Annotated in this window: 23 protein-coding genes, 1 tRNA gene and 1 pseudogene; 11 read left to right on the forward strand and 14 right to left on the reverse strand. The window is 67.5% G+C overall.

The window, feature by feature from the left end:
• The first annotated feature begins 19 nt into the window (after positions 1 to 19).
• Both BJ999_RS02465 and BJ999_RS02470 read left to right on the forward strand, forming a co-directional pair.
• Positions 20 to 442, forward strand: a complete 423-nt coding sequence (locus BJ999_RS02465; RefSeq protein WP_179831744.1) for a hypothetical protein — start codon at positions 20 to 22, stop codon at positions 440 to 442.
• A gap of 151 nt (positions 443 to 593) precedes the next feature.
• A complete protein-coding gene (locus tag BJ999_RS02470; RefSeq protein ID WP_179831745.1) occupies positions 594 to 1,244 on the forward strand; it encodes a hypothetical protein in 651 nt (216 codons plus the stop codon).
• Here the strand turns inward: BJ999_RS02470 and BJ999_RS02475 are convergent.
• Positions 1,241 to 1,840 (reverse strand): TIGR03086 family metal-binding protein, encoded by a 600-nt coding sequence (locus BJ999_RS02475; RefSeq protein ID WP_218934905.1) that lies wholly within the window; start codon positions 1,838 to 1,840, stop codon positions 1,241 to 1,243. The two genes, BJ999_RS02470 and BJ999_RS02475, sit on opposite strands and share 4 nt — an antisense overlap.
• Before the next feature lie 271 nt (positions 1,841 to 2,111).
• Here BJ999_RS02475 and BJ999_RS02480 point away from each other — a divergent pair, with 271 nt between their 5' ends.
• Together BJ999_RS02480 and BJ999_RS02485 are read left to right on the forward strand one after the other, a co-directional pair.
• Positions 2,112 to 4,259 (forward strand): (Fe-S)-binding protein, encoded by a 2,148-nt coding sequence (locus BJ999_RS02480; RefSeq protein ID WP_229810188.1) that lies wholly within the window; start codon positions 2,112 to 2,114, stop codon positions 4,257 to 4,259.
• 99 nt (positions 4,260 to 4,358) lie between these two features.
• Positions 4,359 to 5,096: a ZIP family metal transporter gene (locus tag BJ999_RS02485; protein WP_179831747.1), complete on the forward strand. Its 738-nt coding sequence runs from the start codon at positions 4,359 to 4,361 to the stop codon at positions 5,094 to 5,096.
• A 51-nt stretch (positions 5,097 to 5,147) separates the two neighbouring features.
• Here BJ999_RS02485 and BJ999_RS02490 read toward each other — a convergent pair whose 3' ends face one another.
• From BJ999_RS02490 to dcd, 4 genes and pseudogenes are all read right to left on the reverse strand, one after another.
• On the reverse strand, positions 5,148 to 6,035 hold the full coding sequence (locus BJ999_RS02490; protein ID WP_179831748.1) for a glycine betaine ABC transporter substrate-binding protein: 888 nt from the start codon (positions 6,033 to 6,035) through the stop codon (positions 5,148 to 5,150).
• 47 nt (positions 6,036 to 6,082) lie between these two features.
• A pseudogene (locus tag BJ999_RS02495) lies at positions 6,083 to 6,838 on the reverse strand (ABC transporter permease); the annotation flags it as partial.
• 163 nt (positions 6,839 to 7,001) lie between these two features.
• Positions 7,002 to 8,255 (reverse strand): quaternary amine ABC transporter ATP-binding protein, encoded by a 1,254-nt coding sequence (locus tag BJ999_RS02500; RefSeq protein WP_179831750.1) that lies wholly within the window; start codon positions 8,253 to 8,255, stop codon positions 7,002 to 7,004.
• 182 nt (positions 8,256 to 8,437) lie between these two features.
• On the reverse strand, positions 8,438 to 9,013 hold the full coding sequence (gene dcd / locus BJ999_RS02505; RefSeq protein ID WP_179831751.1) for a dCTP deaminase: 576 nt from the start codon (positions 9,011 to 9,013) through the stop codon (positions 8,438 to 8,440).
• Positions 9,014 to 9,095: 82 nt separating this feature from the next.
• Between dcd and BJ999_RS02510 the strand changes: the two genes are divergently transcribed.
• Positions 9,096 to 9,169: transfer RNA gene (locus tag BJ999_RS02510), tRNA-Gly, on the forward strand.
• A 156-nt stretch (positions 9,170 to 9,325) separates the two neighbouring features.
• On the opposite strand, the gene BJ999_RS02515 is transcribed toward BJ999_RS02510, so the two are convergent.
• Positions 9,326 to 9,925 carry a DUF6461 domain-containing protein gene (locus BJ999_RS02515; RefSeq protein ID WP_179831752.1) on the reverse strand — a complete coding sequence of 200 codons (600 nt, stop codon included), beginning with the start codon at positions 9,923 to 9,925 and terminating at the stop codon, positions 9,326 to 9,328.
• A gap of 370 nt (positions 9,926 to 10,295) precedes the next feature.
• Between BJ999_RS02515 and BJ999_RS02520 the strand changes: the two genes are divergently transcribed.
• On the forward strand, positions 10,296 to 11,279 hold the full coding sequence (locus BJ999_RS02520) for an ArsR/SmtB family transcription factor (RefSeq protein ID WP_179831753.1): 984 nt from the start codon (positions 10,296 to 10,298) through the stop codon (positions 11,277 to 11,279).
• 68 nt (positions 11,280 to 11,347) lie between these two features.
• Positions 11,348 to 11,977 carry a hypothetical protein gene (locus tag BJ999_RS02525; RefSeq protein ID WP_179831754.1) on the forward strand — a complete coding sequence of 210 codons (630 nt, stop codon included), beginning with the start codon at positions 11,348 to 11,350 and terminating at the stop codon, positions 11,975 to 11,977.
• Between the two features lie 123 nt (positions 11,978 to 12,100).
• Here the strand turns inward: BJ999_RS02525 and BJ999_RS02530 are convergent, their stop codons facing one another.
• A complete protein-coding gene (locus BJ999_RS02530) occupies positions 12,101 to 12,700 on the reverse strand; it encodes a DUF6221 family protein (RefSeq protein WP_179831755.1) in 600 nt (199 codons plus the stop codon).
• Between the two features lie 472 nt (positions 12,701 to 13,172).
• Between BJ999_RS02530 and BJ999_RS02535 the strand changes: the two genes are divergently transcribed.
• A complete protein-coding gene (locus BJ999_RS02535) occupies positions 13,173 to 14,015 on the forward strand; it encodes an MHYT domain-containing protein (protein WP_179831756.1) in 843 nt (280 codons plus the stop codon).
• A gap of 114 nt (positions 14,016 to 14,129) precedes the next feature.
• Here BJ999_RS02535 and BJ999_RS02540 read toward each other — a convergent pair whose 3' ends face one another.
• The 3 genes from BJ999_RS02540 to BJ999_RS02550 form a co-directional block, all read right to left on the reverse strand.
• Complete coding sequence (locus tag BJ999_RS02540) at positions 14,130 to 14,708, reverse strand: C39 family peptidase (RefSeq protein ID WP_179831757.1); 579 nt, start codon at positions 14,706 to 14,708, stop codon at positions 14,130 to 14,132.
• A gap of 336 nt (positions 14,709 to 15,044) precedes the next feature.
• Positions 15,045 to 15,461, reverse strand: a complete 417-nt coding sequence (locus BJ999_RS02545) for a ribosomal maturation YjgA family protein (protein ID WP_179831758.1) — start codon at positions 15,459 to 15,461, stop codon at positions 15,045 to 15,047.
• A 283-nt stretch (positions 15,462 to 15,744) separates the two neighbouring features.
• Positions 15,745 to 16,221 carry a hypothetical protein gene (locus tag BJ999_RS02550; RefSeq protein ID WP_179831759.1) on the reverse strand — a complete coding sequence of 159 codons (477 nt, stop codon included), beginning with the start codon at positions 16,219 to 16,221 and terminating at the stop codon, positions 15,745 to 15,747.
• Between the two features lie 657 nt (positions 16,222 to 16,878).
• Here BJ999_RS02550 and BJ999_RS02555 point away from each other — a divergent pair.
• Positions 16,879 to 17,841, forward strand: a complete 963-nt coding sequence (locus BJ999_RS02555) for an esterase/lipase family protein (protein WP_179831760.1) — start codon at positions 16,879 to 16,881, stop codon at positions 17,839 to 17,841.
• 293 nt (positions 17,842 to 18,134) lie between these two features.
• On the opposite strand, the gene BJ999_RS02560 is transcribed toward BJ999_RS02555, so the two are convergent.
• Positions 18,135 to 19,049, reverse strand: coding sequence for an AraC family transcriptional regulator (locus BJ999_RS02560; protein ID WP_179831761.1), 915 nt, complete (start codon positions 19,047 to 19,049; stop codon positions 18,135 to 18,137).
• A gap of 110 nt (positions 19,050 to 19,159) precedes the next feature.
• Between BJ999_RS02560 and BJ999_RS02565 the strand changes: the two genes are divergently transcribed.
• Entirely contained in the window at positions 19,160 to 19,570 is a 411-nt protein-coding gene (locus tag BJ999_RS02565; RefSeq protein WP_179831762.1) for a Dabb family protein, read from the forward strand.
• 54 nt (positions 19,571 to 19,624) lie between these two features.
• Here the strand turns inward: BJ999_RS02565 and BJ999_RS02570 are convergent, their stop codons facing one another.
• From BJ999_RS02570 to BJ999_RS02580, 3 genes are all read right to left on the reverse strand, one after another.
• Positions 19,625 to 19,960 (reverse strand): hypothetical protein, encoded by a 336-nt coding sequence (locus BJ999_RS02570; protein ID WP_179831763.1) that lies wholly within the window; start codon positions 19,958 to 19,960, stop codon positions 19,625 to 19,627.
• A 220-nt stretch (positions 19,961 to 20,180) separates the two neighbouring features.
• The gene (locus BJ999_RS02575) at positions 20,181 to 21,128 is read right to left on the reverse strand and encodes a hypothetical protein (protein WP_179831764.1); all 948 of its coding nucleotides are present in this window, start codon (positions 21,126 to 21,128) and stop codon (positions 20,181 to 20,183) included.
• A gap of 505 nt (positions 21,129 to 21,633) precedes the next feature.
• Positions 21,634 to 21,921, reverse strand: coding sequence for a hypothetical protein (locus tag BJ999_RS02580; RefSeq protein ID WP_179831765.1), 288 nt, complete (start codon positions 21,919 to 21,921; stop codon positions 21,634 to 21,636).
• Positions 21,922 to 22,387: 466 nt separating this feature from the next.
• On the opposite strand from BJ999_RS02580, the gene BJ999_RS02585 reads away from it, so the two are divergent.
• A complete protein-coding gene (locus BJ999_RS02585; protein ID WP_218934906.1) occupies positions 22,388 to 23,725 on the forward strand; it encodes a DMT family transporter in 1,338 nt (445 codons plus the stop codon).
• The last annotated feature ends 128 nt before the right edge of the window (positions 23,726 to 23,853 follow it).

A 23,853-nucleotide genomic window follows, 5' to 3' on the forward strand; every position in this document is an offset into this window, starting at 1 on the left:
GGGCAGTGGAGGGAATGGCATGAACAGGTTGATGCGCGCGCTGATGGTGGTTCCCGCGACGGCGGTGCTCATCACGGCCGGGACGGCGGCCGTGGCATCGGCCGCGACGGGCACGCCGAGCGGCGCGCCGCCGGCCGAGGACGACTCCAGCGTCTGGTGCGTGTCGACGAGCGGCGCGAAGGCATGCTTCGCCGAGTACGGCGACCGCGTGTGGGTGAAGGACACCAAGGCGAACGGAGCGTCCGCCGCCGCCACGCTCCAGGACAACGAATCGTCCGCCTCGTGGTACCGGGAATGCTTCAACGACCGCGGTGCGGACGGCGGTTGGGTGATGTGCAACTTCGACGTGCCGGAATACCAGAACGGGTACCTGTGGGCCGTTGACAACCCCTTCGTCGGCAGCCAGGCGTACACGAAGATCTACACCAGCGGCATCATCTGACCCCCGCCCGCCCGTCCTATGCGTGACCCCCGAAGACGGTTCCGATCCGCCCCCGCCTTCGCCGAACACGAGGGGGGCCGGTGGCGTCTGAGGGGTCATGAGTCCGAAGTGCGAACGGTGTGATGGTCCGCTGGTCCCGGTCGAGTCCGGCATGCCCGTCGGCGACGAGCTGTACCGGCGGCACGAGCGTCGTGAGATCTACTTCACCGGCGGCTGCATGGGCGGGCCCGAGCCGTGGTGGTGCTGGTCGTGCGAGCGGTTCGCCGACCCCGAGCCGCGCCCCCCTCGCTCGATGACCGTGGAGGGCTATCAGCTGTACGTGCTCGACGACATGCGCGGCATCGCCCCGGAGTCTCTCCCGGCCCTTCCGGCGCCCTACGACGACCCTCCGGCCGGCCTGGTGGAGGAGGTCCGCCGGTGGCGCGCCATGCAGTCACCGAAGATCAAGGATCTGGCGGCGATCCTGGGCGATCCGGTCGGCGGCGGTCCCTCCCGGCACCGGTTCGCCCTCCCGCTCTGGCCCGACTTCTGGCTGGAGCACACCAGCATGGACACCGAGGTCGGCGAGTACGTCCTCGACCGGAGGTTCGTGCGCAGGGCGGGCGAGCCGATGCGGTCGGCGGACGACATGCGCCCCTGGTCGGTCCTGCGGCTGGAGGCCGAGGCGTTCTTCGGGTGGGAGCCCACGCGCAGCCCGTACATGTACTACCACGTCATGCCGTTCCAGCTTGGAGGACGCCCGATGGAGGCGTACTTCGTCCACGACCTCCTCCTGAAGGTCTCCGAGCGCTCCGAGAGTTAGGTCCGCTCCGCCGTCCAGGACGGGTCCCGGCCGGTCATGGCGATGAGGCGGTCGAGAGCGGACGCGTCCCCGCTCACGTCGACGGCGGGACCGAACAGGCCCGGGACGCCCTGGCCGCCGCTCTGCTCGACGGACGGGGCGACGAAGGCGAGGCACGCCTCGATCTCGTCCGCACCGGCGTCGTAGGGCCGGCCGATGGCGCGGGAGACGTCCCAGCCGTGCACGACCAGCTCGTTCATCGCGACGTGGCCCGCCTGGCCGCCGGGCAGGTCGATGCCGCCGGCCTGGGTCATGCCCTGCCACGCGTCCGGGGAGCGCCATGCCGCCGCCAGCGCGTCGAGCTGCTCGGGGACGCGGGACCGCCAGTCCGGGGCGAGCCGGGCGGCGTCGGCGGAAGGCGGCTGCGACGGGCCGTCGGGGAAGTCCTTCGCCGCTGCCCGGGTGAAGGCCAGGGCCAGGCCGTGCACGTGGTCGACGAGGGTGCCGAGGGACATCCCGCCGGCGGGCGTCGGCCCGGTGAGCTGGGAGTCGCGCACCTCCGCGAGCAGGCCGGCCATCCGCCGCGCGGCCGGACCGAGGTCGGGCATCGAGGTCATCTGGGATCCTTCCGTTTCGTATACCGCTGGACGGGACGCAGGTGGACGTATCCCGTCCCGTGATATGGACTCGGGAACCGCCGGATACTCATCGCTGCGCGGGTAAGACCAAGATCGAGGGCCTCAGCGGTCCGGACATCGCGCAGACTGTTCTGACCAGGGGATGTGACTCGTAAGCTACTACCGAGTAGTATTCGGGCCCCGGATGGAGAGCAGTCTGACGCGAGCCCTACGCTGGCTGCCATCGCCCGTACCCCAGGAGGACGGAACAGTGTTCTGGATCACATTGGTCATCGGGCTCGCCGGAGCGGCGGTCGCGCTGGCGCTCGCCGGGAGGCGAGTGCTGTTCCTGTACGCGATCGCCAAGAGCGGGCAGCCCGACCCCCAGCGGACGCTGCAGGTCAAGCGTGAGCCCACCAAGGCCGTCGAGGGCCAGGCCGTCGAGGTCCTCGGCCAGCGCAAGCTGCTGAAGTGGACCGTCGCCGGCGCCGCGCACGCCGCGGTCATGTGGGCGTTCATCCTGCTGATCACCGTCTACCTGGAGGCGGGCGTCGCGCTGCTGTTCGGGCTGGACGCCAAGATCCCCGGCCTGCAGACCTGGCCGCCGATCGGCTTCGTCCAGGACACGATCGCCCTCGCCTGCACCGCCGGCCTGGTCGTCTTCACCGCGATCCGGATCAAGAACTCGCCGAAGCGGCTGGACCGAGGGTCCCGGTTCAAGGGCTCGCACCTGTCCGGCGCCTGGATCACGCTGTTCATGATCTTCAACGTGATCTGGACGATGTTCTTCTTCCGCGGCGTCGAGTGGGCCAGCGGCAACCTCCCCTACGGCAAGGGCGCCTACTTCTCCTACCTGGTCGGCCACCTGTTCGACGGGCTGGGCGACCACACGCTGGAGGTCCTGGAGTCGGTCGGCCTGCTGGTGCACATCGCCGTCGCGCTGATCTTCCTGGTCTTCGTCGTCCACTCCAAGCACCTGCACATCTTCCTGGCCCCGCTGAACGTCATGTTCAAGCGCCGCCCGGACGGCCTCGGCGCCGCGCAGCCGATGATGTCGGGCGGCAAGCCGCTCGACTTCGAGGAGGCCGACCCCGACGAGGACGTCTTCGGTCGCGGCAAGATCGAGGACTTCACCTGGAAGGGCTTCCTCGACATGGCGACCTGCACCGAGTGCGGTCGCTGCCAGTCGCAGTGCCCCGCCTGGAACACCGGCAAGCCGCTGTCGCCGAAGATGCTCGTCCTGGAGCTGCGCGACCACGCCCTGGCCAAGGCGCCCTACTTCACCGCGTCGGAAGACGCGCGCGGCGCGTTCACCGACGAGCAGAAGCTCGCCATGGAGGTGGACAAGGCCCTCGTCGGCGAAGACGGCGTCATCCACCCCGACGTCCTGTGGTCCTGCACCAACTGCGGGGCGTGCGTCGAGCAGTGCCCGGTCGACATCGAGCACATCGACCACATCCTGGACATGCGCCGCTTCCAGGTCATGATCGAGTCCTCGTTCCCCTCCGAGGCCGGCGTCATGCTGAAGAACCTGGAGAACAAGGGCAACCCGTGGGGCATGTCCGAGATGAAGCGCCTCGAATGGATCGAGGAGCTCGACTTCGAGGTCGACGTCGTCGACGACAAGGTCTCCGAGGACACCGAGTACCTGTTCTGGGTCGGCTGCGCCGGCGCCCTGGAGGACCGCGCCAAGAAGACCACCAAGGCCGTCGCCGAGCTGCTGCACATCGCGGGCGTCAAGTTCGCCGTCCTCGGCCCCATGGAGGCGTGCACCGGTGACCCGGCCCGCCGCCTCGGCATGGAGTTCGTCTTCCAGATGCTCGGCCAGCAGAACGTCGAGACGCTGAACGACGCCGGCGTCAAGAAGATCGTCGCGACCTGCCCCCACTGCTTCAACACCCTGGCCAACGAGTATCCGCAGATCGGCGGGAACTACGAGGTCGTCCACCACACCCAGCTGCTCGCGCACCTGGTCGAGGAGGGCAGGCTCACCCCGGTCACGCCGATCGAGGAGAACATCACCTACCACGACCCCTGCTTCCTCGGCCGCCACAACAAGGTCTACAAGCAGCCGCGCGACATCATGGCGACCGTCCCCGGCGTCAGGACGAAGGAGATGCACCGGCACAAGGACCGCGGCTTCTGCTGCGGCGCCGGCGGCGCCCGGATGTGGATGGAGGAGCGCATCGGCAAGCGGATCAACACCGAGCGCGTGGACGAGGCACTGGAGACCGACCCCGACACCGTCTCCACCGCCTGCCCGTTCTGCCTGGTCATGCTGGGCGACGCCATCAACGAGAAGAAGAACGCGGGCGACGCCAAGGAGTCGCTGGAGGTCGTCGACGTCTCCCAGCTCCTGATCCGCTCCATCAAGGGCGAGGGCACCGCCCCCGCGAAGGAGGCGGTCGCCGCCGAATAGGGGCGCCTGCTCGACGGCCCCGTTCCCGCTCCGGCGGGGGCGGGGCCGGTTCGCGCTCCGGCCACGGTTGAGGGGCGGGCTCGCTGGTAAGACCTGGGGATGGCCGTGCTCGTGTCCCTCCTCGCGTTCCTGATGACGCTCGCGGGCGGCCTGACCGCGATGCGCGTCCGCGACCACCGGCACCTCGTCCTCGGCCTCGCCGGCGGACTGATGCTCGGCGTCGTCGCGTTCGACCTGATCCCCGAGTCGCTGGAGCTGACGCGGCACCGCCCGTTCGGCGTCCCCGCCTCCATGATCGGCTTCGCGGCGGGCTTCGTGCTCCTGCACGTCGTCGAGCAGGCGGTGGCGATCCACCGCGCCCACGAGGAGGAGTACGCCCCGCACGAGCACGTCCACGGCTCAGGCTCCGGCGGGCTGCTCGCCGCGCTCGCCCTCGTCCTGCACAGCCTCGTGGACGGCCTCAGCATCGGCTTCGGCTTCCAGTCCGGCACCGAGACCGGCGTCTTCGTGGCGCTCGCCGTCATCACCCACGACTTCGCGGACGGGTTCAACACCTTCACCGCCGCCTCGCTGTACCGCGGCGACCGGCGCCCCGCCGTCCTGCTGCTGCTCGCCGACGCCGCCGCCCCGGTCGCCGGGGCCGCCATCGGCATGCTGGCGACCGTCCCGGACGCCGTCCTCGGCCCCTACCTGGGTGTCTTCGCCGGCGTCCTGCTGTACCTGGCCGCCGCCGAGATCCTGCCCGAGGCGCACAGCGTCCACCCGCGGATCATGACCCTGGCCGCCACCGGGCTCGGGCTCCTCGCCGTGCTGCTCAGCGTCGGGCTCGCGAGCTGACGAAGGGCCGCCCGGAAATCCGGACGGCCCTCCTCGGGAACGTTCCCGGCGTCAGCCCGTCAGGGACGTGGCGTAGCTCTGGTTCGACTTCAGCCACGCGTCGACCGCCTGTTCGGGCTTGCCCTTGTACTGGTTCTCCATCAGGTCCTCAAGGGAGCCGAGCTGCTTGTCGTCCATCCGGAACTTCTTCAGCCAGCCGGTGACCTCGGGCTGGTCCTTGCCGAAGTCCTTGCGGGCGATGGTGTTGATGCCGTCCGGCTTGCCCATCGCGCCCTTCGGGTCCTGCAGGTCGCGGATGGGGTACTTCGTGTACGCCCAGTGCGGGCGCCACAGCGTGACGACGATGTCCTTCTTGGCGTCGATGGACTTCTTCAGCTCGGTCAGCATCGCCGCCGTCGAGGACGTCGTGACCTTGTACTCGTCCTTCAGGCCGTACGCGGGGAGCATCTCCTCCTGCGACACCCGGTACAGGCCGGAGCTCTTCTCGATGCCGACGATCTTGCCGCCGTACTGGCCGCCCTTGCCCTTCAGGTCGTCGAGCGTCTTGAGCGGGGAGTAGTTCGGGACCGCGATCGTCAACGGCGCCGAGTCGTACCAGACGCCGACCTTCTCCAGCTTGTCGCCGTACTGCTTCCAGTAGTCCTCGTGCGTGCCCGGCAGCCAGGAGTCCACGAACAGGTCGACGTCGCCCTTCGACATGCCCGCGTAGAGCGGTCCCGTGTCGAGGGTCTTGACCTCCACCTTGTAGCCCTTGTCGGTCAGGAGCCTCTTCCACAGGGCGGTGGCGGCCTCACCCTCGGCCCAGCCCGAGACCATGCCGATGGTGATCTCCTTGTCGTTCCCACCCCCGCCGGAGTCGGAGTCGCCGCACGCCGCGGCGCTCAGCCCGAGCGTCAGCGTCAGCGCGGCGACCGTCAGGCCCTTGAACTTGGAGCGCATGCGCGTCCTTTCGTTGGCTTGCATGGTGAAGTGGGGGGAGCGGGAAGTCAGTTGGACGTTCCCGCGGCGGAGGCGACGGCGACCGGGACGGTCGCGGCGGCGCGGCGGCGCGTGAACAGCGCGCGCAGCATGCTCGGCCCCTCGCCCAGGGCGCCGGTCAGGCGGTCCAGGTAGATCGCGAGGACCACGACGGCGATGCCGCCCTCGAAGCCCTTGGCGACGTCCACCCGGTTGATGCCCTCCAGCACCTCGCCGCCGAGGCCGCCCGCCCCCACCATGCCGGCGATGACGACCATGGACAGCGACAGCATGATCAGCTGGTTGACCCCGGCCATGATCGACGGCATCGCGAGCGGGATCTGGATCCGGGTCAGGATCCGGCCCGGCGGCGTGCCGAACGCCTCGCCCGCCTCGACCATCTCCGGGTCCACCCCGCGGATGCCGAGTTCGGTCAGCCGCACCCCCGGCGGCATCGCGAAGATCACCGTCGCCACCACGCCGGGCACCGAGCCGATGCTGAAGAAGAAGATCGCCGGAATCAGGTACACGAACGCCGGCATCGTCTGCATGAAGTCCAGGACCGGCCGGACGATCCGGCTCACCACGTCGCTGCGCGCGGCCGCGATGCCGATCGGGATCGCCACCACGGTCGACACCACCGCCGACACCAGCACCAGGGCCAGCGAGTCCATCGCCGACTCCCACAGCTCCATGCTGTCGACCAGCGCGAACCCGAGGATCGTGAACAGGCCGAGCTTCCAGCCGCTCAGCACCAGCGCGATCACGGCCAGCACCAGCGTCAGCCCCAGCGGCGGCAGGACGGTCAGGACGCTCGTCAGCCCGTCCACCGACGCCTCGATCGCCGAGCCGATCCCGTCGAACAGCCACGCCAGGTTGTCGGTGCACCAGGTCACCAGGCTGTCGAACCACTCGCCGACCGGAACCCGGGGCAGCTTCATCGCAGCGTCACTCATCGCCGCCGCCCTCCTTCGTCAGCGCCAGTTCCGGCTCGTCCTCCTCGACCATCTCCTCCACGTGGGAGTTGATCGCGCCGAGCGCCGCCAGCAGCGTCACCCGGGGGATCACGCCGAGCAGCGTCCCCTTCTCGTCCGCCACCGGCACCGGCAGATCGCTCTCGGCGACCCGCACGAACAGGTCCGCGACCGGGGTGTCCGGCGCCACCGGCGCCGGATCCTCGGGGTCGATCAGGCCGTCCAGCGTCTGGACGTTCTCCTGCACCGCGTCCGCGATCACGGTCGCCCGCACCCGTCCGACGAGCCTGCGGTCCCGCCCGACCACGAACGCCGCCGACGTCTGCTGCTCGCGCATCGTCCGCAGGGCCGTCCTGGGCCCGGTCGACGCCAGCACCGTGACCAGCGGCTTCTCCATCACCGAGGCCGCCGTCAGCACTCTGGTACGGTCCACATCCGCGACGAACTGAGCGACATAGTCGTTGGCGGGATCGGTGAGGATCTCCTCGGCCGTCCCGATCTGCACGATCCGGCCCTCCCGCATCACCGCGATGCGGTCGCCGATGCGCATGGCCTCGTTCAGGTCGTGCGTGATGAAGACGATCGTCTTGCCGAACCGGCTCTGCAGGTCCAGGAGCAGGTCCTGGACCTCCCGGCGGATCAGCGGGTCCAGAGCGCTGAAGGCCTCGTCCATCAGGATGATGTCGGTGCCCGAAGCGAGCGCGCGGGCAAGCCCCACCCGCTGCTTCATTCCGCCCGACAACTCACCGGGGACCTTGTTCTCCCAGCCTTCGAGACCCACCAGGGCCAGGAACTCCCGGGCGGTCTTCTCTCGTTCTTCCCTGGGAACACCGCGGACCTCGAGCCCGTACGCGGCATTGGCCAGAACCGTCCGATGGGGGAACAGCGCGAAGTGCTGGAAGACCATGCTGACCTTGTTCTGCCGAAGCGCGCGCAGCGCCTTCGGCGGCAGCTTGGCGATGTCCTGGCCGTCGATCTCGACACTTCCGGACGTGACGCCGAGCAACCCGTTCAGCATCCGGATGAGGGTCGACTTCCCCGACCCCGACAGGCCCATGACCACGAAGATCTCGCCCTGCCGGACCTCGAACGTGGCGTCCACCACCGCCGGGGTGACCCCGAGGTCGCGGACCACCGACAGATCGGCCCCCGCCCTGAGTTTCCGCTGTGCCTCCGCCGCCTTACGGCCGAAGAGTTTGGTGACGCTTTCCGCGCGGAGTACTGACACGATCTCCTTCCGGGTTCCCACGTCGATGCGCGGAAACGGGTCGCCTCGTCCGTCCAGGCGCCCGGGCCTCACCTAAAGAGGCTGTCAACCAGACGCCATGCCTGTGCGTCGCCCGAAACTACCCGGCCAGAGAACATGTTTCATCTTTTGGTGATTTCCGTCACGTTCGGGTAACGAACTGACTACACTTTCGTCCGGTGAAAGTTCTGGTACGACCGCGACGGCGTCGGCCCCCGCTGGTCCTGGTACCGCGACCCGTACTTCGCCGACCCGTAGGGGTACTCCGCCGGCGAGCTCGTCCGGAACAGGCACATCTGCCCGATCTTCATCCCCGGCCACAACTTGATCGGCAACGTCGCCACGTTCGACAGCTCCAGCGTCACGTGCCCGTTGAACCCCGGATCGATCCACCCCGCCGTCGAGTGCGTGAGCAGCCCCAGCCGCCCCAGCGAGCTCTTCCCCTCCAGCCGCGCCGCGAGATCCTCGGGCAGCCCGAACACCTCGTACGTCGAGGCCAGCACGAACTCCCCGGGATGCAGCACGAACGCCTCGTCGGCCTCCACCTCCACCAGCCGCGTCAGATCCGGCTGCTCCACAGCGGGATCGATGTGCGGATACCGGTGGTTCTCGAACACCCGGAAGTACCGGTCCAGCCGCACGTCCACACTGGACGGCTGAACCATGACCGGCTCGTACGGGTCGATCTTCACTCGCCCAGACTCAAGCTCGGCCCTGATGTCGCGATCGGAGAGCAGCACCCCAGAAAGCTATCCCACGCCACACCCCCACCGACGATCCGGTACAGTAACCAAAACGCGGGCGCCTCCAGGCCGCCCCCACGCGGGTGTAGTTCAATGGTAGAACTTCAGCTTCCCAAGCTGACAGCGCGGGTTCGATTCCCGTCACCCGCTCCATAACGAAGGCCCAGGTCAGCGGTTTCCGCCGAGCCTGGGCCTTGGCCTTGTGGGGGCTCAGTCACACCCGCGTGCCATTTGGGCAGCCGGATCAGAGAGCCCGCCGCACCGCCGTCATCATCGTCGTCTTGGCCCTGCTCGGCCCGGACGAGCGCGTCAAGCCCGTCCGCGATGATGCGATCTGCCTACCTTCGCAAGCAGTTGAGGACGGGCAAACCAGTCAGGATCGAGTCGCTGGGCGGTCAACGACTCCAGGGTGGCCATCGCGGTCTCCCAGTCCGGGCCCGGGCCGGAGCGATCGTGGAGGTCGCGCAACGCATCGAGGTGGTCGGTCAATGCCTCCGGGGCGGTACCCCACCGGTCCAGCGGGCGCAGCATGTCCAGTTCGGTGACCACCACGCCATCGACGATGTAGTAGAGCCTGTTGAAGTTGTTGATCGCCCAGAACACCGAATGGACGGTGGCGCTCTGGCTAAGCCGCCGCAACGCCTCCTCCTCGGCGGTGGCGGTGCCGAACCCCACGATGATGACGGCGTCGCCGCGCTGCTCGAGGAAGACCGTGTCAGCTAGGTCGTCGTATTCGAGGTCAGAGACACAATCAGCCGGCCGGTCCGTCGTCATGGTGTCCGGTTCACCGTGCAGCCGGCGTACTACGTCATCCACGGTCAACCGCGCCTGGCGAGGGCGTACCACCGTCCAAGCCAGGTTTTCCTTAACCGAGGAATACTCCGAAAGGTCGCTCAACTGCTCGAACATTCGCACATAGTGCTCGATCTGCCCAGGTGTCGGACCCGCCATGGTGCCATCCAATACATTCGACGGTCGCCTGACCGTACCCCCAGCCCCCGCGAGCCGAAGCGCTCACCCGCGCGAAACTGTCTGTCGCACCATCTCGCTGAGGCGGGCTGGTGGTAGGGGCGGTCGCTGCCACACGATTTCCGGTGTTCGGGCCGTGTCCGGCCCCGCTTCCCCGCTCACCCTCGGAGGATCGGGGGCTGTCGCCGTTCCGAGCAGGCCGAGATGCGCAGGTCAGCAGCTCGGCCGCCATGAGTTGAAGGCAGCGCGTTCACTGGCCCGTTCCAACGGCCAGGCGGACCTCACCGGTGCCGCCGCTAGGCTCCTGGCCATGGCCGGCGTCCTGCGGATCCATTTCACGCGCCAAGACCTGCTGCTCATGCAGTTGGCCGGGCAATCCGACCCGATGTGGGAGGCGGTGCTTGGAACCCACGTCCTCGTCGCACCCGCGGGCCGGTTGACGCCACGGCTGAGCGCTTGGAAGGCGAACGCCCGGCGGAAGATCGATCCTGAAGTCCGTTCAGCGTGCCGTCTCCTCATGGACCTCGCACCTGCTGATGCGAGTTACTTTCCCGACTTCCTCACGCCCATTGAGGCCATGGAGGGTCTTGACGCGGGACTGGACGCCCTTCGCTCGACGCCGCGCAGCCGGATCAGGCACGAGTTGGGCTTCGCATCGAAGCGTCGCGCTCTCCCCAATTGGACCTGCAGCCTTGCCCGCGGCGAAGGGGAGGCCATGCAGGACGTGGCCCGATCCTTTCAGATCATTAATGACAGGCTGATACGCCCGGACTGGACCCAGGTGGCAGCGGCTCTCGAGATGGATCGCTCGCAGAGGCTGAGCGCGCTGGAGCGCAGTTTCTCCTCCCTGCTCGATTCCATGTACCCGTTCACCTGGAATGATCCCGTGCTCTCCGCGCCCTATCCCATGGACTGGGACATCCGCCTGGGAGGGCGTGGCATCTGCTTTATTCCTTCCTACTTTTGCGACCGATCGCCTGTAGCAATCGTCGACCCCAAGCTTCCTCCTGTGGTGGTTTACCCACTGCAGGTCGCATCGCGAAGAACTGCACACGACGAAGCGTTGGGTGCCCTCCTGGGCGACAACCGCGCCAAGGTCCTGGTCTCTCTGCGCACCGCGTCAACGACGGGCGGTATCGCCGCCATGGCCGGACTGCGTCCTTCAGTGGTCTCCGGACATCTGAAGATCCTTCGCAACGCCGGGCTCGTCGAAAGTGAACGGCAGGGCCAACACGTCCTGCACACCCTGACCCCTCGCGGAGCGGTCCTCACGACCGAAAACAACCCCGGCTGACCTGGATAATTCTCCTCCAGCAGAAAACTTCCGCTTGGCCGGATGCTCAGCTCTCCTACGGTGTGACCATGCTCCACCGAGACCTTGGACAGGGCATGCTCTGCCCTGCCTGTCTCAACTTTGTGCGCATCGCTGAGAGAGGGAACGTCATGAAGTTTCGGAATCTTGCCTGCCTGGCCATCACGGCCTTGTTGGCGGCGGGCTGCGCCGGCGGCGCTGGTGCCAACAGCAAGGGCGACTCCGAAAAGGGCACCAAGATGCCCAAGGCGAGCTCGTTCGAGGAGATCGCCGAACTTCTCAAACCGGCCCTCGGTTCTTGCCAGCGGATGCAGACGACCGGTCCTGGCGTGGAGCTCCAGGTTTCCGACAGGAGCCGCGGTGGAAAGAAGAAGGCCATCTGCTGGTATCAGGAGCAGAAGTTCGCGGTCGAGTTCCTGCTCATCGATACGGACAACTCTACGATCGAGCGGTTCTACAAGAACTACGACTCCGTCTCCTCGGAGAGGGTCGGAATGGGCTTCACCGTCCGGGACACCGGAGGTGCCAGTGACGAGATCGAAGCCATCCTTCGGCAGAAACTCAAGGAATCCGGACTGAAGTTCTTGAACTGTGAGAGTGATTTCACCCCGTATAGCGGGATCGAATTTGTCGAAGCGAAGACGAAAGGCTGTCGCTACACGTCAGTCCAGCGCTTCTAGCGTCAGGCTGATGGCGACGCGCTCTGCAATGACCTGAAGCGGACGTAGCCCGTCGCCCGCTCCTCTTGCAGAAATTCGCCAGCGGGCCCGTCCACAGCTCGTGGGCAACATTCCCCTGGCCACCTACCTTGCATACGGCTCGGCGAGAAGGCGGAGGAGCTGGTCGGTTCCGGCAGAGAGATCGAGACGCGCCAGCATCTCGCGCCGGGCCGCCAGTTCGCGGAGAACACGGCCCGGCCCGTAGCGGGAGATGACAAAGCCGTCTTCCGGATAGACGGCGGCCTCCCACAGAGGGCGACCGGCACCATCAACGACCAGGCCCTGGCCATCCTGGCGGTCCACTTCCCGCCAGGCGAAGTCCAGGCCGGCTTCCTCGGCGGCCTCGCGAGCCAAGCGTTCCTCACCGCGCCACCGCTCCAGCAAGAGATCGGTGCCCGGACCTGAGGGGACACGGCCCTGGGTGAGGATCGGCCGCCAGGCGGGCCGGTAGTCGGGCATCCCGGCATACGTGTACGCCAGCAGCCGAACAAGCGCGGGGCGTTGGGTGCAGCGGGCCCGAATCTCCTGGTTGACGCGCAGCCAGGCGGGCGAATATCGGGTGCAGGACCGCAGATGCCGATCGAGTGCTGGAGGCAGCGGCGGACATTCATCCAGGTCCGCCTGTCCTCCGTACTTGGCATCCGCGGCCAGTTGGCGGTCGAGAAACGTCGTGATGACGGTCAATGGACGCTCCAGTCACGCAGGGCTTGCAACAACGACACGAGGCGACGACCGCCGCCAGGTTGCCGCGCTCGCCCCAACAGCACGATTCGGCAACACGTCTCTCTGCCTATGGTCGCCCTGATGTGTGGCTCGACTCGCACCTCCGGCGGGCACGGCAGCGCGCGCGTGGCGGTGGGGCCGCATGGGCGGTTTCGCCTTCCGGCAAGGGGCTCCTGCCACCTGAGAACCGCACAGTTCCGGCCGCCTCGCCGTGAAACGACACGACTATAACTACACACTGTGCATGACGGGATGCGCTGAGATGATCTTGCAATTGCCGCGGATGGTGTGTTGACTTGGCAATCTTCTCCGGCCGGAGCGTCAGCGCAACCTCGATGAGGCGAACTAGGAACCCTGATAGTTACCCAACGTAGTCGATTACGGTCCGTCCGAACGACCGCGTTCACGGCACCACTCTTCACAAGAAGAGGGTTTGGAGCTCGCCTTGGGCCACATGGAAACCGGGATGGAACACTGGACGTATGCCCCTCTGCTCGCCTATCTGGTGTCATGCCTCGGCTGCGGACTCGGCCTGGCGTGCACGAGCCGGGCATGGGTGGGTACCCGCGCCATTCGCAACCTGTGGCTAGCTTGGTCAGCGGTGTCGATCGGCGGCACCGGGGTCTGGGCCATGCACTTCATCGCGATGGTGGGTACCACCGTCGAGGGCTCGGAGGTCAGCTGGAACATCCCCCTGACCGCTCTGAGTCTTCTGATCGCGGTCGGCATAGTCGCAGTCGGCATGTTCGTGGTCGGCTACAGCCGGGCGAAGCTGCCGGCGCTGCTGCTGGCCGGCCTGCTCACCGGCGTCGGCGTCGCCGCCATGCACTACACGGGCATGGCGGCGATGCAGGTCCAGGGATCGATTCACTACGACATGCGCATTGTCGCGCTGTCCGTGGTCATCGCCGTCGTGGCCGCTACCGCCGCTTTGTGGGTGACCCGCGATGTCCGAAGCAAACTGGCGATGGCCGGCGCGATCCCGATCATGGCATTGGCCGTCAGCGGCATGCACTACACCGGCATGGCGGCCGCCGGCTTCACGATGGACCACAGCGCACCGGCCCCGACCGGCGCGGGCGTACTCTCCCTGACCTGGCCGCTGATCATCTGGATCGGCGGGTGCCCCGTCATCACCCTGATGCTCATCGCCCTGGTTCCGAGCGGGAAGGAAGCCCTCGAAGACAGATACCACCAGGAAATCTTCGACCAGCTCTCACGCCAACGCCAAGCCACCCAGCGCCCCGACCCCACGTACGGCATAGACCGCACTTGAGTCGGTACGGCCTGGAGGCGATGGGCATCGGCGGCGGCCAGGGCCCGGCGGCGGTCTTCTAGCGCGTCGGTCGGCAGAGGCGTCCGCCGCTCAGGCACGGCCGGTTCGGCTTGGTCAGAGGGTGGGGTTGATGACGAACATTCCGCCCTTCTGGGAGACGGCGGAGAGCTTGGCGGCGCTGATGGTGTGCTTGCCGCCGGTCGCCTTCCACGGGTCCCAGACGGTGATGGTCTTCTTGCTGGCGTTGTAGCCGTACACGACGATCGCGTGCCCAGTGTGGTTGGGGAAGCCCTGCTTGGTGTTCCAGGGCAGATCGTCGGCCCATACGCCGAGGACCGTGGCCCGGTGCAGCACGCCCGCGTCGTACCTGACCTTGGTCAGCAGTTTCGTGCCGGTGCTGATGTCGTCCCCGGTCCGGTAGGCGAGGTGCTTGGGCTTGGCGTAGGCGTTGAGCACCGGGAGCGCCTGCCTGGCCGTGGTGCCGGGGCCCGCGGTCTTCATCTTCTTGGCGAGGGTGGCCTGGCTCACCTTGATGCCGAGGGTGCGCAGGCTGATCGAACTCGACGTCGGCACGCACCAGTTGTTCTTGCTCTGGTACTGCCCGATGATCTTCGCGGTGTACGACCCGGGCGCGGCCGCGGCCTTTTGCAGGGCGGGCCGGCCGCGGGGTGCGGACACGGGCTCGTAGGGCATGCCCTGGGGAATCGCGGCGGGCCGGGTGGGCAGGGCCTGGGCGGCTCCGGCGGCACCGGCCCGGCCGCCGTCTCGGGCGCCGGCCGTCGAGACGACGCGCGGCCACGTGCCCGTACCTTCAGGAGGTCGACAGGTGCGGCGGCGGACGATCAGGGAGCCATTAGCCAGCGGGAGCAGGGGTCATTCACGGTCACTTGCGGCACCGTGGTCTGCCAGATCGGCGGCCTTGGCGTGCATGATCGGCTTGATTTCCAAGCTGGCAGCGGGTTCGGTTCCCGTCCCCCCTCCATCGAGGAGGCCCGGGTCCGAGAGTATGAATATCCTGATAGCGCTCAGCTAAGGCTCAACGGGTGTCGGGCCTGTTCGGGAACGTGTGCGGGCCTGAAGGAACCAATGCGCGGCGACCAAGGGGATGACGCCGACGGGGTACCAGACAACGTCAATGAGGTCGAACTGGGCGCCTAGTAGCTGACGCGCGAGCCAGCTGCGTTGGGAGAGTGCCGCGGGCAGGGCGGTGAGCTGTGCGAACTCGATGAGCCAGCAGTATGCGGTCGCGGCGCTGCCAGCGGGCAGGGGGGAGATCAGGGGCCGTATGAAGATGACTATCGTGTAGACGATGGCCGCGGACAAGGCGGCACCTGAGTACTGTTCGATGGGCCCGTCCATTGTGGCGCGGATTGCGTAGGCGGCGCCTGCAAAGCCGGCTGCCGATACCGCCATCAGCAGCCGAATCCATCGCACCGTGAGCGACATCGAGCGATCATAGTGGCATCGCGGCCAACGTCTCAAAAGAGAAAGGCCGCCACGGCGTTGGAGAGCGGCCAGGTCAGCAGGCGGGCGCCGGCAATTCCCGTCACCGCTACCAGGCTGGAGGCCCAGGCCAGTGACTCATCACTGACGCTGCGCCTCGTTGCTGCGGATCAGGAGGTTCGCGCCTCAGGTCGGCCAGGCGAGGGGGCAAGCAGCGCCCGGGGCCTGTCGCGTTCGTGCAGGCGTGGCGGAAGTAAGTGGCAGCATTGCTGGAGGCGGCCGGCGGTCATTCGTAGGACCCGGGAGTGCGTGCCAGGCTCTCCTGGATCTTGTCGCGGACGAGGTCGAGAAAAGCGCCGTCAGCGGGGGACGAGTACGACATCGTAGGATCTGGATAGATGACGACGTCCAGGCGTTCTGTGGCGGCGGAGGTAATGGACAGCCCGGACGACCTGCGTGCAAGATTGACCTTCACCGTGGTCGGGGCGACTCTGGCACCAGTGCTGGGAAAGATCCGTATCTGCACCGGCTGACCGAGCCCGACTTTCCACAGTGCGACCGAGTTCTGGTCGACGCTGAGGATGAATCCAGCCAGGTTCTGCATGCCCAGCGTTGGACGGCATAGGAACGCGAGGCCGTTTTGACGCAGTGCTCCGAGGGCCTTGCGCTGGTTGCGGACCACGAGCCGTCCGTAGATCACCAGGGTGAGCAGAAGCAGAAGCGCCAGCGCCATGACCAAGAGCAGGGACAGGAGGACGTACACCGGCCGACCATAACCCCGGTGGAGCCGATAAGTGAACTCTGCGTCGGTGCGGACCGCAGGTCCCGGCGGTTCGGGTTGCTGGTGCCGGGTGATGCTTTCGGTGGCGCGGCAGCCGGTTTCGGCGAGTTCAGCGATGCAGCTTCACGGGACCGTGGTCACGTACGGCACCACCTGCGCTGAACGCGAAGTGGAGGTCCTCCTCGGCGTGGTGACCTCAGCGGTGGTGGGCCACTTGCCGTCGGCGCTTGGCTCCAGGCGTGCCAGCGTGCACCGATGTCTGGGGCCCGTGGCGCCGCCCAGCCACTTGCTTCGGCTGACCTCGGCGTGCTGATTAGAGGGGCCGGGTGAGCAGGTCAACCCTTGATCATCGTGTAATTGTGATCGGCGCCGGCGAATACCTGACGAAGTTCTTCGTCAGCGCTTCTTTGGCAATCTCTGAAACTCAACGGATGATTCTGCGAGGCTCTGAACTGCGCGGACGAGATACTTGGGGGAGGTTGCACGGACCCCGGGCCCGGGCCCGCTGCCGGGGTCCCTGCATCCCACTAGAGCCCTAGGGCCCCAAAATTCCAGCGGCGCATTGAGGTCCTTCAGCCCTGCCCTCCCGTGATTTACCTCAAGTAATTTCTCCAGCAGTTACCGAAGGGGAGATGAATCATGGCGATCACCGTCCGGAGAAAGGCTGCCTTCGCCGCCGCCGGCCTCGTGATGACGACCGGTCTGGGACTGGTGGCATGCGACGCGTTGCCCGCTCGGGAGACCAAGCTGAGCGCCGGGGGCACCAAGACCGTCCAGGCGGCCCAAAGTCTGACCGCCGCGCAGATCGCAGCCGGTGCCACCCGTGTCAGCGGGGACTCGGCGAACACGCCCGTCTACCTCATCAAGGGGTACCGGCAGAAGGTCACCGACACCGGATGCGCCGAGAAGTGGACCGGCGCGGTGAAGGCGATGCGCGGCTGGGGCTGGACGGGCAAGTTCCACCGGGTCGGCTACTACTCCACCGACGATCCGAAGGGCTGTGTGCGGATCGCCAAGGGGTCGACCGACACCTCCATCAAGGATCTCGGCAGGCAGCTGGCCCAGAACATCTACAAGAACTACTCGTCCAAGGGCCAGACCGTCGACATCGTCGCGCACTCCATGGGCGGCCTGGTCGCCCGCGCCGCGATCGCCGGCTCCGCACGCCACGAGCCGGGCTGGCCGCCCAAGCTGCTGATCCAGGACGTGGTCACGCTCGGCACGCCGCACAAGGGCGCCATCGTGCCGACGTTCTGCGCGTCCGACAAGCAGTGCCGGGAGATGAGCGGGATGAACTCGTTCCTGAACTGGCTCGGCCCGCAGCTGCCCCAGGCCGACGGCGGCACCGACTGGACGCTGCTCGCCACCGACCGGGACGAGGCGGTCAACTCCTCCAGCGCCGCGCCCGCGCTCATCGGAGCCCAGCACCGGGTGCGCTACGCCCCGATCGCCGGCCTCCGGCACAGCGACCTGCGTACCAGGGCCTCCGGCCACTACCGGCTGAACTACAGCCTCAACGACGCCAACTGGAAGCACATCCGGAACGGCGCCCCGCCGGTCCGCGTGGCCATGGACGCCATCTACTGGTCCAACAAGTGGTGACCTAGGACTCCGGGGGGTGAGCGACCAGGTGGGCGCTGGCGTCGACCAGGTCCACGTCGGTGAGGTCCCGGCCGCCGACGTGGACCTGGTCGACGCGCTGCCCCGCGCTGGGCCTCACTCGCGATCTTGAAGCGGCGTTCCTCCCGGAGAGATCAGTTCTCGCGTGTCCAGGCGGGCGTGATCCGTACCTCGCGGAAGCGCCAGCCCTCCGGCGTCCGTACCGCGGCGCGCCCTGGCAGGCGGCCTGCCGGCCGCCGGATCTCTTGAGCGGTCGTGGACGTGCCCGCGGCGGGTCAGCGCATCCGTCGGTAGCGGCCGGGAGCGACCGCGAAAGCGCGCTTGAAGGCGTTGGCGAAGGCGTATTCCGAGCTGTATCCGACCTGCTCGGCCACCGTGCCGAGCGGCGCGTCGGACTCGCACAGCAGCCGCGCCGCAGTGGTCAGCCGCCACCAGGTCAGATAGGCCAGCGGTGGCCGTCCGACGAGTGCGTTGAACCGGCGGGCGAACGCCGCCCGCGACAGTCCCGCCCGGTCCGCCAGCTCTGCTACCGTCCAGGGCCGCGCCGGATCGCTGTGGACGGCGTCGAGCGCGGCCCTCACCGCGGGGTCGGCCAGCGCCGTGGCCCACCCGCCGGTCCCGCCGCAGGCCGGCTGCTCGTCCAGCCAGGTGCGCAGGATGTAGACCAGCAGCGTGTCCAGCAGTGACGGCACGACCGCGCCGGCGCCCGGGCCGGGTTCCTGCAGTTCCGAGCCGAGCAGGTCGACCGCAGCGCGCAGGCAGGACTGGCGGCCGACCCGGGCTGGGAGGTGCACGATGCCGGGCAGGTCGTCCAGCAGAGGATGCCCGCGGTCGGCGTCGAGCTGGTAGGCGCCGCACAGGACGACGGCGCTCGGCGGCCCGGTCGCGGACGGGCGGTCCGGGTCGTCCTCGTCCACCCCCGGGAACGGAATATCGGCAAGCGGCGTGAGGGGCGCGTCCGCCAGGCCGTATTCGCCTCCATGAGGGAAGAACAGCACGTCGCCTGCGCCCACGGCGATCGGGTCGCCCTCACGGGGGAGCAGCCAGTACGACCCGGCCAGCGCGACCTCGAACCCGGCCGTGCCGGGCGCGTGGCGGAACCGCCGGCCCCACGGCGCGTGCCTTTCCACTCGCGCCGACCGGGGCGCACCGGTGCGCATCACGGCGATCACGTCGCTCAGCACGTCCATGCGGAAAGGCTAGTCGGAAGACGATCACTTATGAAATCGAGACTCTGCGGCATTGGTCGTCTTGCCGACGGGCCCTACGGTCACAAGCACACCTTGTGAAGGAGAGCGGAATGATCGTGATCACGCAGCGTTTCGGCTTCAAGGCGGACACCACTCCGGAACGAAAGGAGGCCGTCCTCGCCGCGATGCGGCGGACCTCGGCCGTGGAGTCGACGTCCTTCTCGTTCGTCGGGCCCGAGCTGGGCGACGCCGACGACGGCCTCACCCACGGATACTGCGTGGCGATCCCGGACCTGGCCGCGCTGGAACGCTACATCCACGACCCGGCCCACCTGGCGGGCGACCCCGAGATCCTGCCGTACCTGGCCCGTCTCACCCACGTCCGGTTCTCGGACGACTCCGACCCGCATCTGAACGAGAAGATCATCGCCATGCACCAGAAGAAGCTCGCGATGTACCCCGACTGGGAGCGCCTCCTCAACGCGATCCCGAGCGGTGCCCCCGAGCCGCACCGGGCCTGAACCGTGCGACTCCGGCAGCGCTCCAGGCGGAACCGAACCGGTTTGCCCGGGTGTTCACCAGTCTCGCCACTGGTCTGTGAGCGCGGCCGGGTCGATGCCCTGCCGGTGTGCCAGTGCCTCGACATCGACTCCGGTCTGGGTGAGAGCTTGGTCGATGTATTCGCACAGTGCTTCGCGGTCGATGGTGTCGAAGCTGTGGTCGTCGGTGCCGTCGATCTGGTTCAGCGCGACGACCACGCGTTCGACCGTGGCCATGATGGCCTGGTCGGAGGTGAGGTCAAGGACGGTCAGCTCGGCTTCGAAGGCGAGCAGCGCTTGGTCGACCCGCTCCAGGAACGAGTCGGGAAGGGTGCCGAGCCGCCGAAGGTCTTCGGTAGGACGGGTGATCATGCGGGGACCGTAGCGAACACCTCGGACGTCCGGGCTGCCAGAGCCGGGCGGACGCCGAAGGACGCGTTGTAGGGCCCACCTGCTTGCAGGTGACTTCTGGAGGCGACGGTGAGGTCGCGAAAATGTGAGAGCCCGGCGGAGGCCGGGCTCTCGTGTTGCGGCTGTCCGGGTGGCGCGTCGACGCAGTTGTCGTAGCGTCACCGGAACAGTTGGGACGGGGTCAGTCCCGTCTTGTCGGTGTCTCCTCCGCAGCCGCCGCGGCCTTCGCGGCCGCCGTGGCCTCGGCGGCCTCCGCGTCCAGCCGTGCGGTGATGGCGGACGTGGAGGTGACGATCCCGAAGGCGACCCACTGGACGGGGCCCGGGTTCACCGTTGCGATGCCGAACAGGGCGAAGAGGGCGGGAGCCAGTGCCACCGCCACCATCGGCTGGAGAGCCGGGGCCGTGGCGGCCCAGACCCCCATGCCGCCCTTGGTCAGGTAGATGCCCGCGCGCGTCTGCATGACGGCGGCAAGGGCCGTTGCGAACAGCCCTGCCCCCACCATGGCGACGATCTCGGTGGGGCCCCACGACCAGTCCCCGATGGGTGTCCCGAGGTACTCGGCCAACGGGAAGCACACCGGGATGACGACCAACATGCAGATGACGTTGGCCTGTGCGACACCCTGGTCGCGCTTGTCGCCGAGCAGTTTGGCCTGGCTCGGCAGGTTGAAGGGGTGCGTGGCCGCGGCGAGTGCGGCACCGATCCCCAGGAGGCTGACGCTCTGGTCGCCCAGCAGGGCACCGGTCGCGATCAGTACGGCGAGGAAGATCGGAACCCGAAGGGCCCGACCCGTCCCCGTGGTCTTGGGAAGGCCGGCGAGGAGGCTCCCCAACGCGGTGATGCTGGCGTAGGGGCCCGCACCGATGAAAGCGAACGCGATGGGCCCGCCGATCTTCATCAGCGAGCTGGTCAGCGCGTGCTGCAGCATCCCCCTCCGCTGACGCGGGGTCAGCTTGCGCGGGTCCAGTCCCTGGACGCCGTCTTTCACGAGCGCGATCGCGACGAGGATGCCACCACCGAAGACCGTCATCCCCAGGGTCCCCTGGAGAGGGGCCGACAGCACCCGGGTGAACACGAAGCCCACCCCGACGATCACTACCGAGCCCAGCATGAGGGCAGCCCCCATCTGCGGGCCCCTGAGCATGGGCAATCTCATTGATCTCATTTGTTTTCTCCTGATCCTGGCCTGGCCGGGACGGGTTTATGGCCGATCAAGCCATGGACCCTCTGGTGAGGGGTCCATGGCCTTCTGGCCGACTCCTCTCTACAGTCCTCGGCGGACCAAGATCGGCAACGATCGGAGGAGGTGCCCTGCGGCCCGCTTCCGAGCAGCCTGGACGAGCGCCTTGGGGATCTCCCAATGGCACGAGTCCCTACTCGAATGCCGCTGGTTGGGCAGGTTCATAGCCCGCGTCTTGCGTAGCGCACTGCCCGTCGACCGTCGGGATACGAGGTCGATCTCTGCGCCGTAGATGGCTCCACCTGCGGGTCTTTGGTCCTATGACAAGAATGTCCCGGCGGGGAGGCTTGCGCCTCTCCGCCGGGACACCGGGTCACCCCGTCCGCACATGAGCTCGGACCGGGTTGTCAGACCATGAGCCTGCCGGCCCTCAGGATGGTGGTCCTGAGGCTCAGCTGCTCAGTTTCAGGGCGATCAGGATCGCCACGATGGCCACGGGCCAGACCACCCAGGGCTTCTTCGTCGTGAGCAGCCCCACCAGGAAACCCGGCACGGCAGCGGCGAGGATCACGTTGGGCAGGCCCGCCAGGACGAAGACCACGAACCCGGCGGCGGCCGTGATGAGGCCCCCGCGGTCCTTCAGCCTCTTGCAGTCCTTCGGGTTCTCGCAGGGCTTCGCCTTCGCCTCGCGCCCTCCCAGGACGCCCAGCAGGAAAATGACGACAGCGGACAAAAGCATCACAGACTTCTTTCGTTTGTAGTGGGTGCCCGAAGGCACATTCCGGAGAAGACCGTCGTGGAACCGACGCCATCGGCAACCGCGAAGCCCGAACTCGTAGGCGAGGCTTGACGTGGCTGCGCGTGGTCGGCCCCTGGCCGCCGCCGCGCCGCCCCGAGCGTCCGGACCGGTGGGCGCGGAGTGCCAGTGCTTGCTGACGGTGGGTGTGCGAAGGTCCCGCGATCGATCGGGGGCGCCTTCCGAACGGATGCCTGATGCATCTCTGGCCGTCGGTCCTGCCGTCCGGCGCTATGCCGGGCATATGATCCTCTCGAACTTCACAAACCAGAGAAATTTTCCGGTTCTGCGGAGTCTCGTCGCATCCATCGGCGCGATCTCCAGGGGACCGGCTCAGAGCTGATCTCCTTGCGCGCCCGTTCGAGGGGATCTACAAATGAAAACTCCACCGGCCGTGGGGCCGGAGAGATTGGCCTTAGGCGCGGGTCTCACCCTCGTCGAGGGTTCGTCGAAGCTGTTCGGGCGGTCGATCTTCAAGAACTACCTGCTCGAAGGCATCACGATGTCCGCGCTGGTCGTCGCAACGGCCGAGTACGGCATCGGCGCGGCGGTCCTGCTGCTCGTGGCGTACAGGCTCCAGATCCTGGGGCTGTTCCGCCATACGCAGCCGCGGCCTGACCGGCTCCGGTACACCCGGAGAGCCGTGAAGGCCATGTGTGCGGTCGCGTTGTCGTTTCTGGTCATCACGACGGCCGAGTACGGCATCGGCGCGACAGTCCTGCTGCTCGTGGTGTACGGGCGCAGGTTCCAGATCCTGGGGCTGTTCCGCCACATGCTGCAGCGGCCTGAGCGGCTCCGGTACACCCGGAGAGCCGTGAAGGCCATGTGTGCGGTCGCGTTGTGCTTTCTGGTCATCACGACGGCCGAGTACGGCATCGGCGCGACAGTCCTGCTGCTCGTGGCATACAGGCTCAGGCTCCGGATTCTGGGGCCGTCCCGTCTCACGGAACCGCGGCCTCAGCGGCTCCTGTTCACCTGGGGAGCGGTGGGGGCCATCGTCGTCTTCGCCGGCTGCAACATCATGGGCCGGGGGATGATGGTCCTGGCGATGACGTCGACGGGGACGGCTCTCGCCACCATCAACGCCATCACGTTCGCCGTCTCGACCATGACCTACTCCAAGGAGGTCTGGCAGACGGGGCAGCGGTTCGCGGCGATGCTGGTGCCGCTGCTCATCGTGCTGGGCCTTGCCGTCTCCATCGAGGCATGGCACATCGCGGCGCGTCCGTGGGGAGTCATCTGGTCCATCGGATCGGCTCTCTCCGGCATCATCTACATGGCGCTTTCCCGAAGCTACGTCGATCGGGGCGGTGCCGAAGCCGACCAGTTCCAGGCATTGGGCACGGGCCTGGGCGTGGTCGGTCTCGCCATCTGGGCCAAGCTGGCGGGCGAGGACCTGTCGGTCGGCTGGTCCTGGGGGGTCCTCTTGGCGCTGCTCTGCACGGCGCTGATGACCGTCGTCGTACCCAGGTACCTGCACATGAGGGCGAGGAAGGCGCTCGGAGACGCCGTCTACACGATTCTGTGGAGCGTCATTCCGCTGCTCGGGCTGCTGGTCGACCTGATCATGGAGCAGAAGGTCCCGACGATCTGGCAGGTCGTCGGGATGTCATGGATCAGTGTGATCGCCGCCGGAGCGTCCCTGCTCCGGCTGCCGCCCGAGGCGAGGGCCGTTCAGCGGAGAAGGTTCCGCAGGGTGGTCCGGCGCCTCAAGAAGCTGGTCGGCCGCGGGTTCGCCTACGGGTGATCCAGGCCGGTCGGCACCATGAGTGCGGTTCTCATGACGCCGCACCAACTCTGCGGCGGGGAGGTATCACTGCTTCCCCGCCGCTTTCGCATGAGCGCGCCCTCCGGGGCGGCCGTGCGTGTTGATCG

Origin of the sequence: Actinomadura citrea (genome assembly GCF_013409045.1) — a bacterium.
GTDB classification, from domain to species: Bacteria; Actinomycetota; Actinomycetes; order Streptosporangiales; family Streptosporangiaceae; genus Spirillospora; species Spirillospora citrea.

What these genes read in the sequence shown, in the direction of transcription:
- BJ999_RS02465 (WP_179831744.1), top strand. Translation starts at nt 20, where the DNA reads ATGAACAGGTTGATGCGCGCGCTGATGGTGGTTCCCGCGACGGCGGTG.
- BJ999_RS02470 (WP_179831745.1), top strand. Translation starts at nt 594, where the DNA reads ATGCCCGTCGGCGACGAGCTGTACCGGCGGCACGAGCGTCGTGAGATC.
- BJ999_RS02475 (WP_218934905.1), bottom strand. Translation starts at nt 1,840, where the DNA reads ATGACCTCGATGCCCGACCTCGGTCCGGCCGCGCGGCGGATGGCCGGC.
- BJ999_RS02485 (WP_179831747.1), top strand. Translation starts at nt 4,359, where the DNA reads ATGGCCGTGCTCGTGTCCCTCCTCGCGTTCCTGATGACGCTCGCGGGC.
- BJ999_RS02490 (WP_179831748.1), bottom strand. Translation starts at nt 6,035, where the DNA reads ATGCGCTCCAAGTTCAAGGGCCTGACGGTCGCCGCGCTGACGCTGACG.
- BJ999_RS02515 (WP_179831752.1), bottom strand. Translation starts at nt 9,925, where the DNA reads ATGTTCGAGCAGTTGAGCGACCTTTCGGAGTATTCCTCGGTTAAGGAA.
- BJ999_RS02520 (WP_179831753.1), top strand. Translation starts at nt 10,296, where the DNA reads ATGGCCGGCGTCCTGCGGATCCATTTCACGCGCCAAGACCTGCTGCTC.
- BJ999_RS02525 (WP_179831754.1), top strand. Translation starts at nt 11,348, where the DNA reads ATGCTCCACCGAGACCTTGGACAGGGCATGCTCTGCCCTGCCTGTCTC.
- BJ999_RS02540 (WP_179831757.1), bottom strand. Translation starts at nt 14,708, where the DNA reads ATGCCCTACGAGCCCGTGTCCGCACCCCGCGGCCGGCCCGCCCTGCAA.
- BJ999_RS02545 (WP_179831758.1), bottom strand. Translation starts at nt 15,461, where the DNA reads ATGTCGCTCACGGTGCGATGGATTCGGCTGCTGATGGCGGTATCGGCA.
- BJ999_RS02555 (WP_179831760.1), top strand. Translation starts at nt 16,879, where the DNA reads ATGGCGATCACCGTCCGGAGAAAGGCTGCCTTCGCCGCCGCCGGCCTC.
- BJ999_RS02560 (WP_179831761.1), bottom strand. Translation starts at nt 19,049, where the DNA reads ATGGACGTGCTGAGCGACGTGATCGCCGTGATGCGCACCGGTGCGCCC.
- BJ999_RS02565 (WP_179831762.1), top strand. Translation starts at nt 19,160, where the DNA reads ATGATCGTGATCACGCAGCGTTTCGGCTTCAAGGCGGACACCACTCCG.
- BJ999_RS02570 (WP_179831763.1), bottom strand. Translation starts at nt 19,960, where the DNA reads ATGATCACCCGTCCTACCGAAGACCTTCGGCGGCTCGGCACCCTTCCC.
- BJ999_RS02575 (WP_179831764.1), bottom strand. Translation starts at nt 21,128, where the DNA reads ATGGGGGCTGCCCTCATGCTGGGCTCGGTAGTGATCGTCGGGGTGGGC.
- BJ999_RS02580 (WP_179831765.1), bottom strand. Translation starts at nt 21,921, where the DNA reads ATGCTTTTGTCCGCTGTCGTCATTTTCCTGCTGGGCGTCCTGGGAGGG.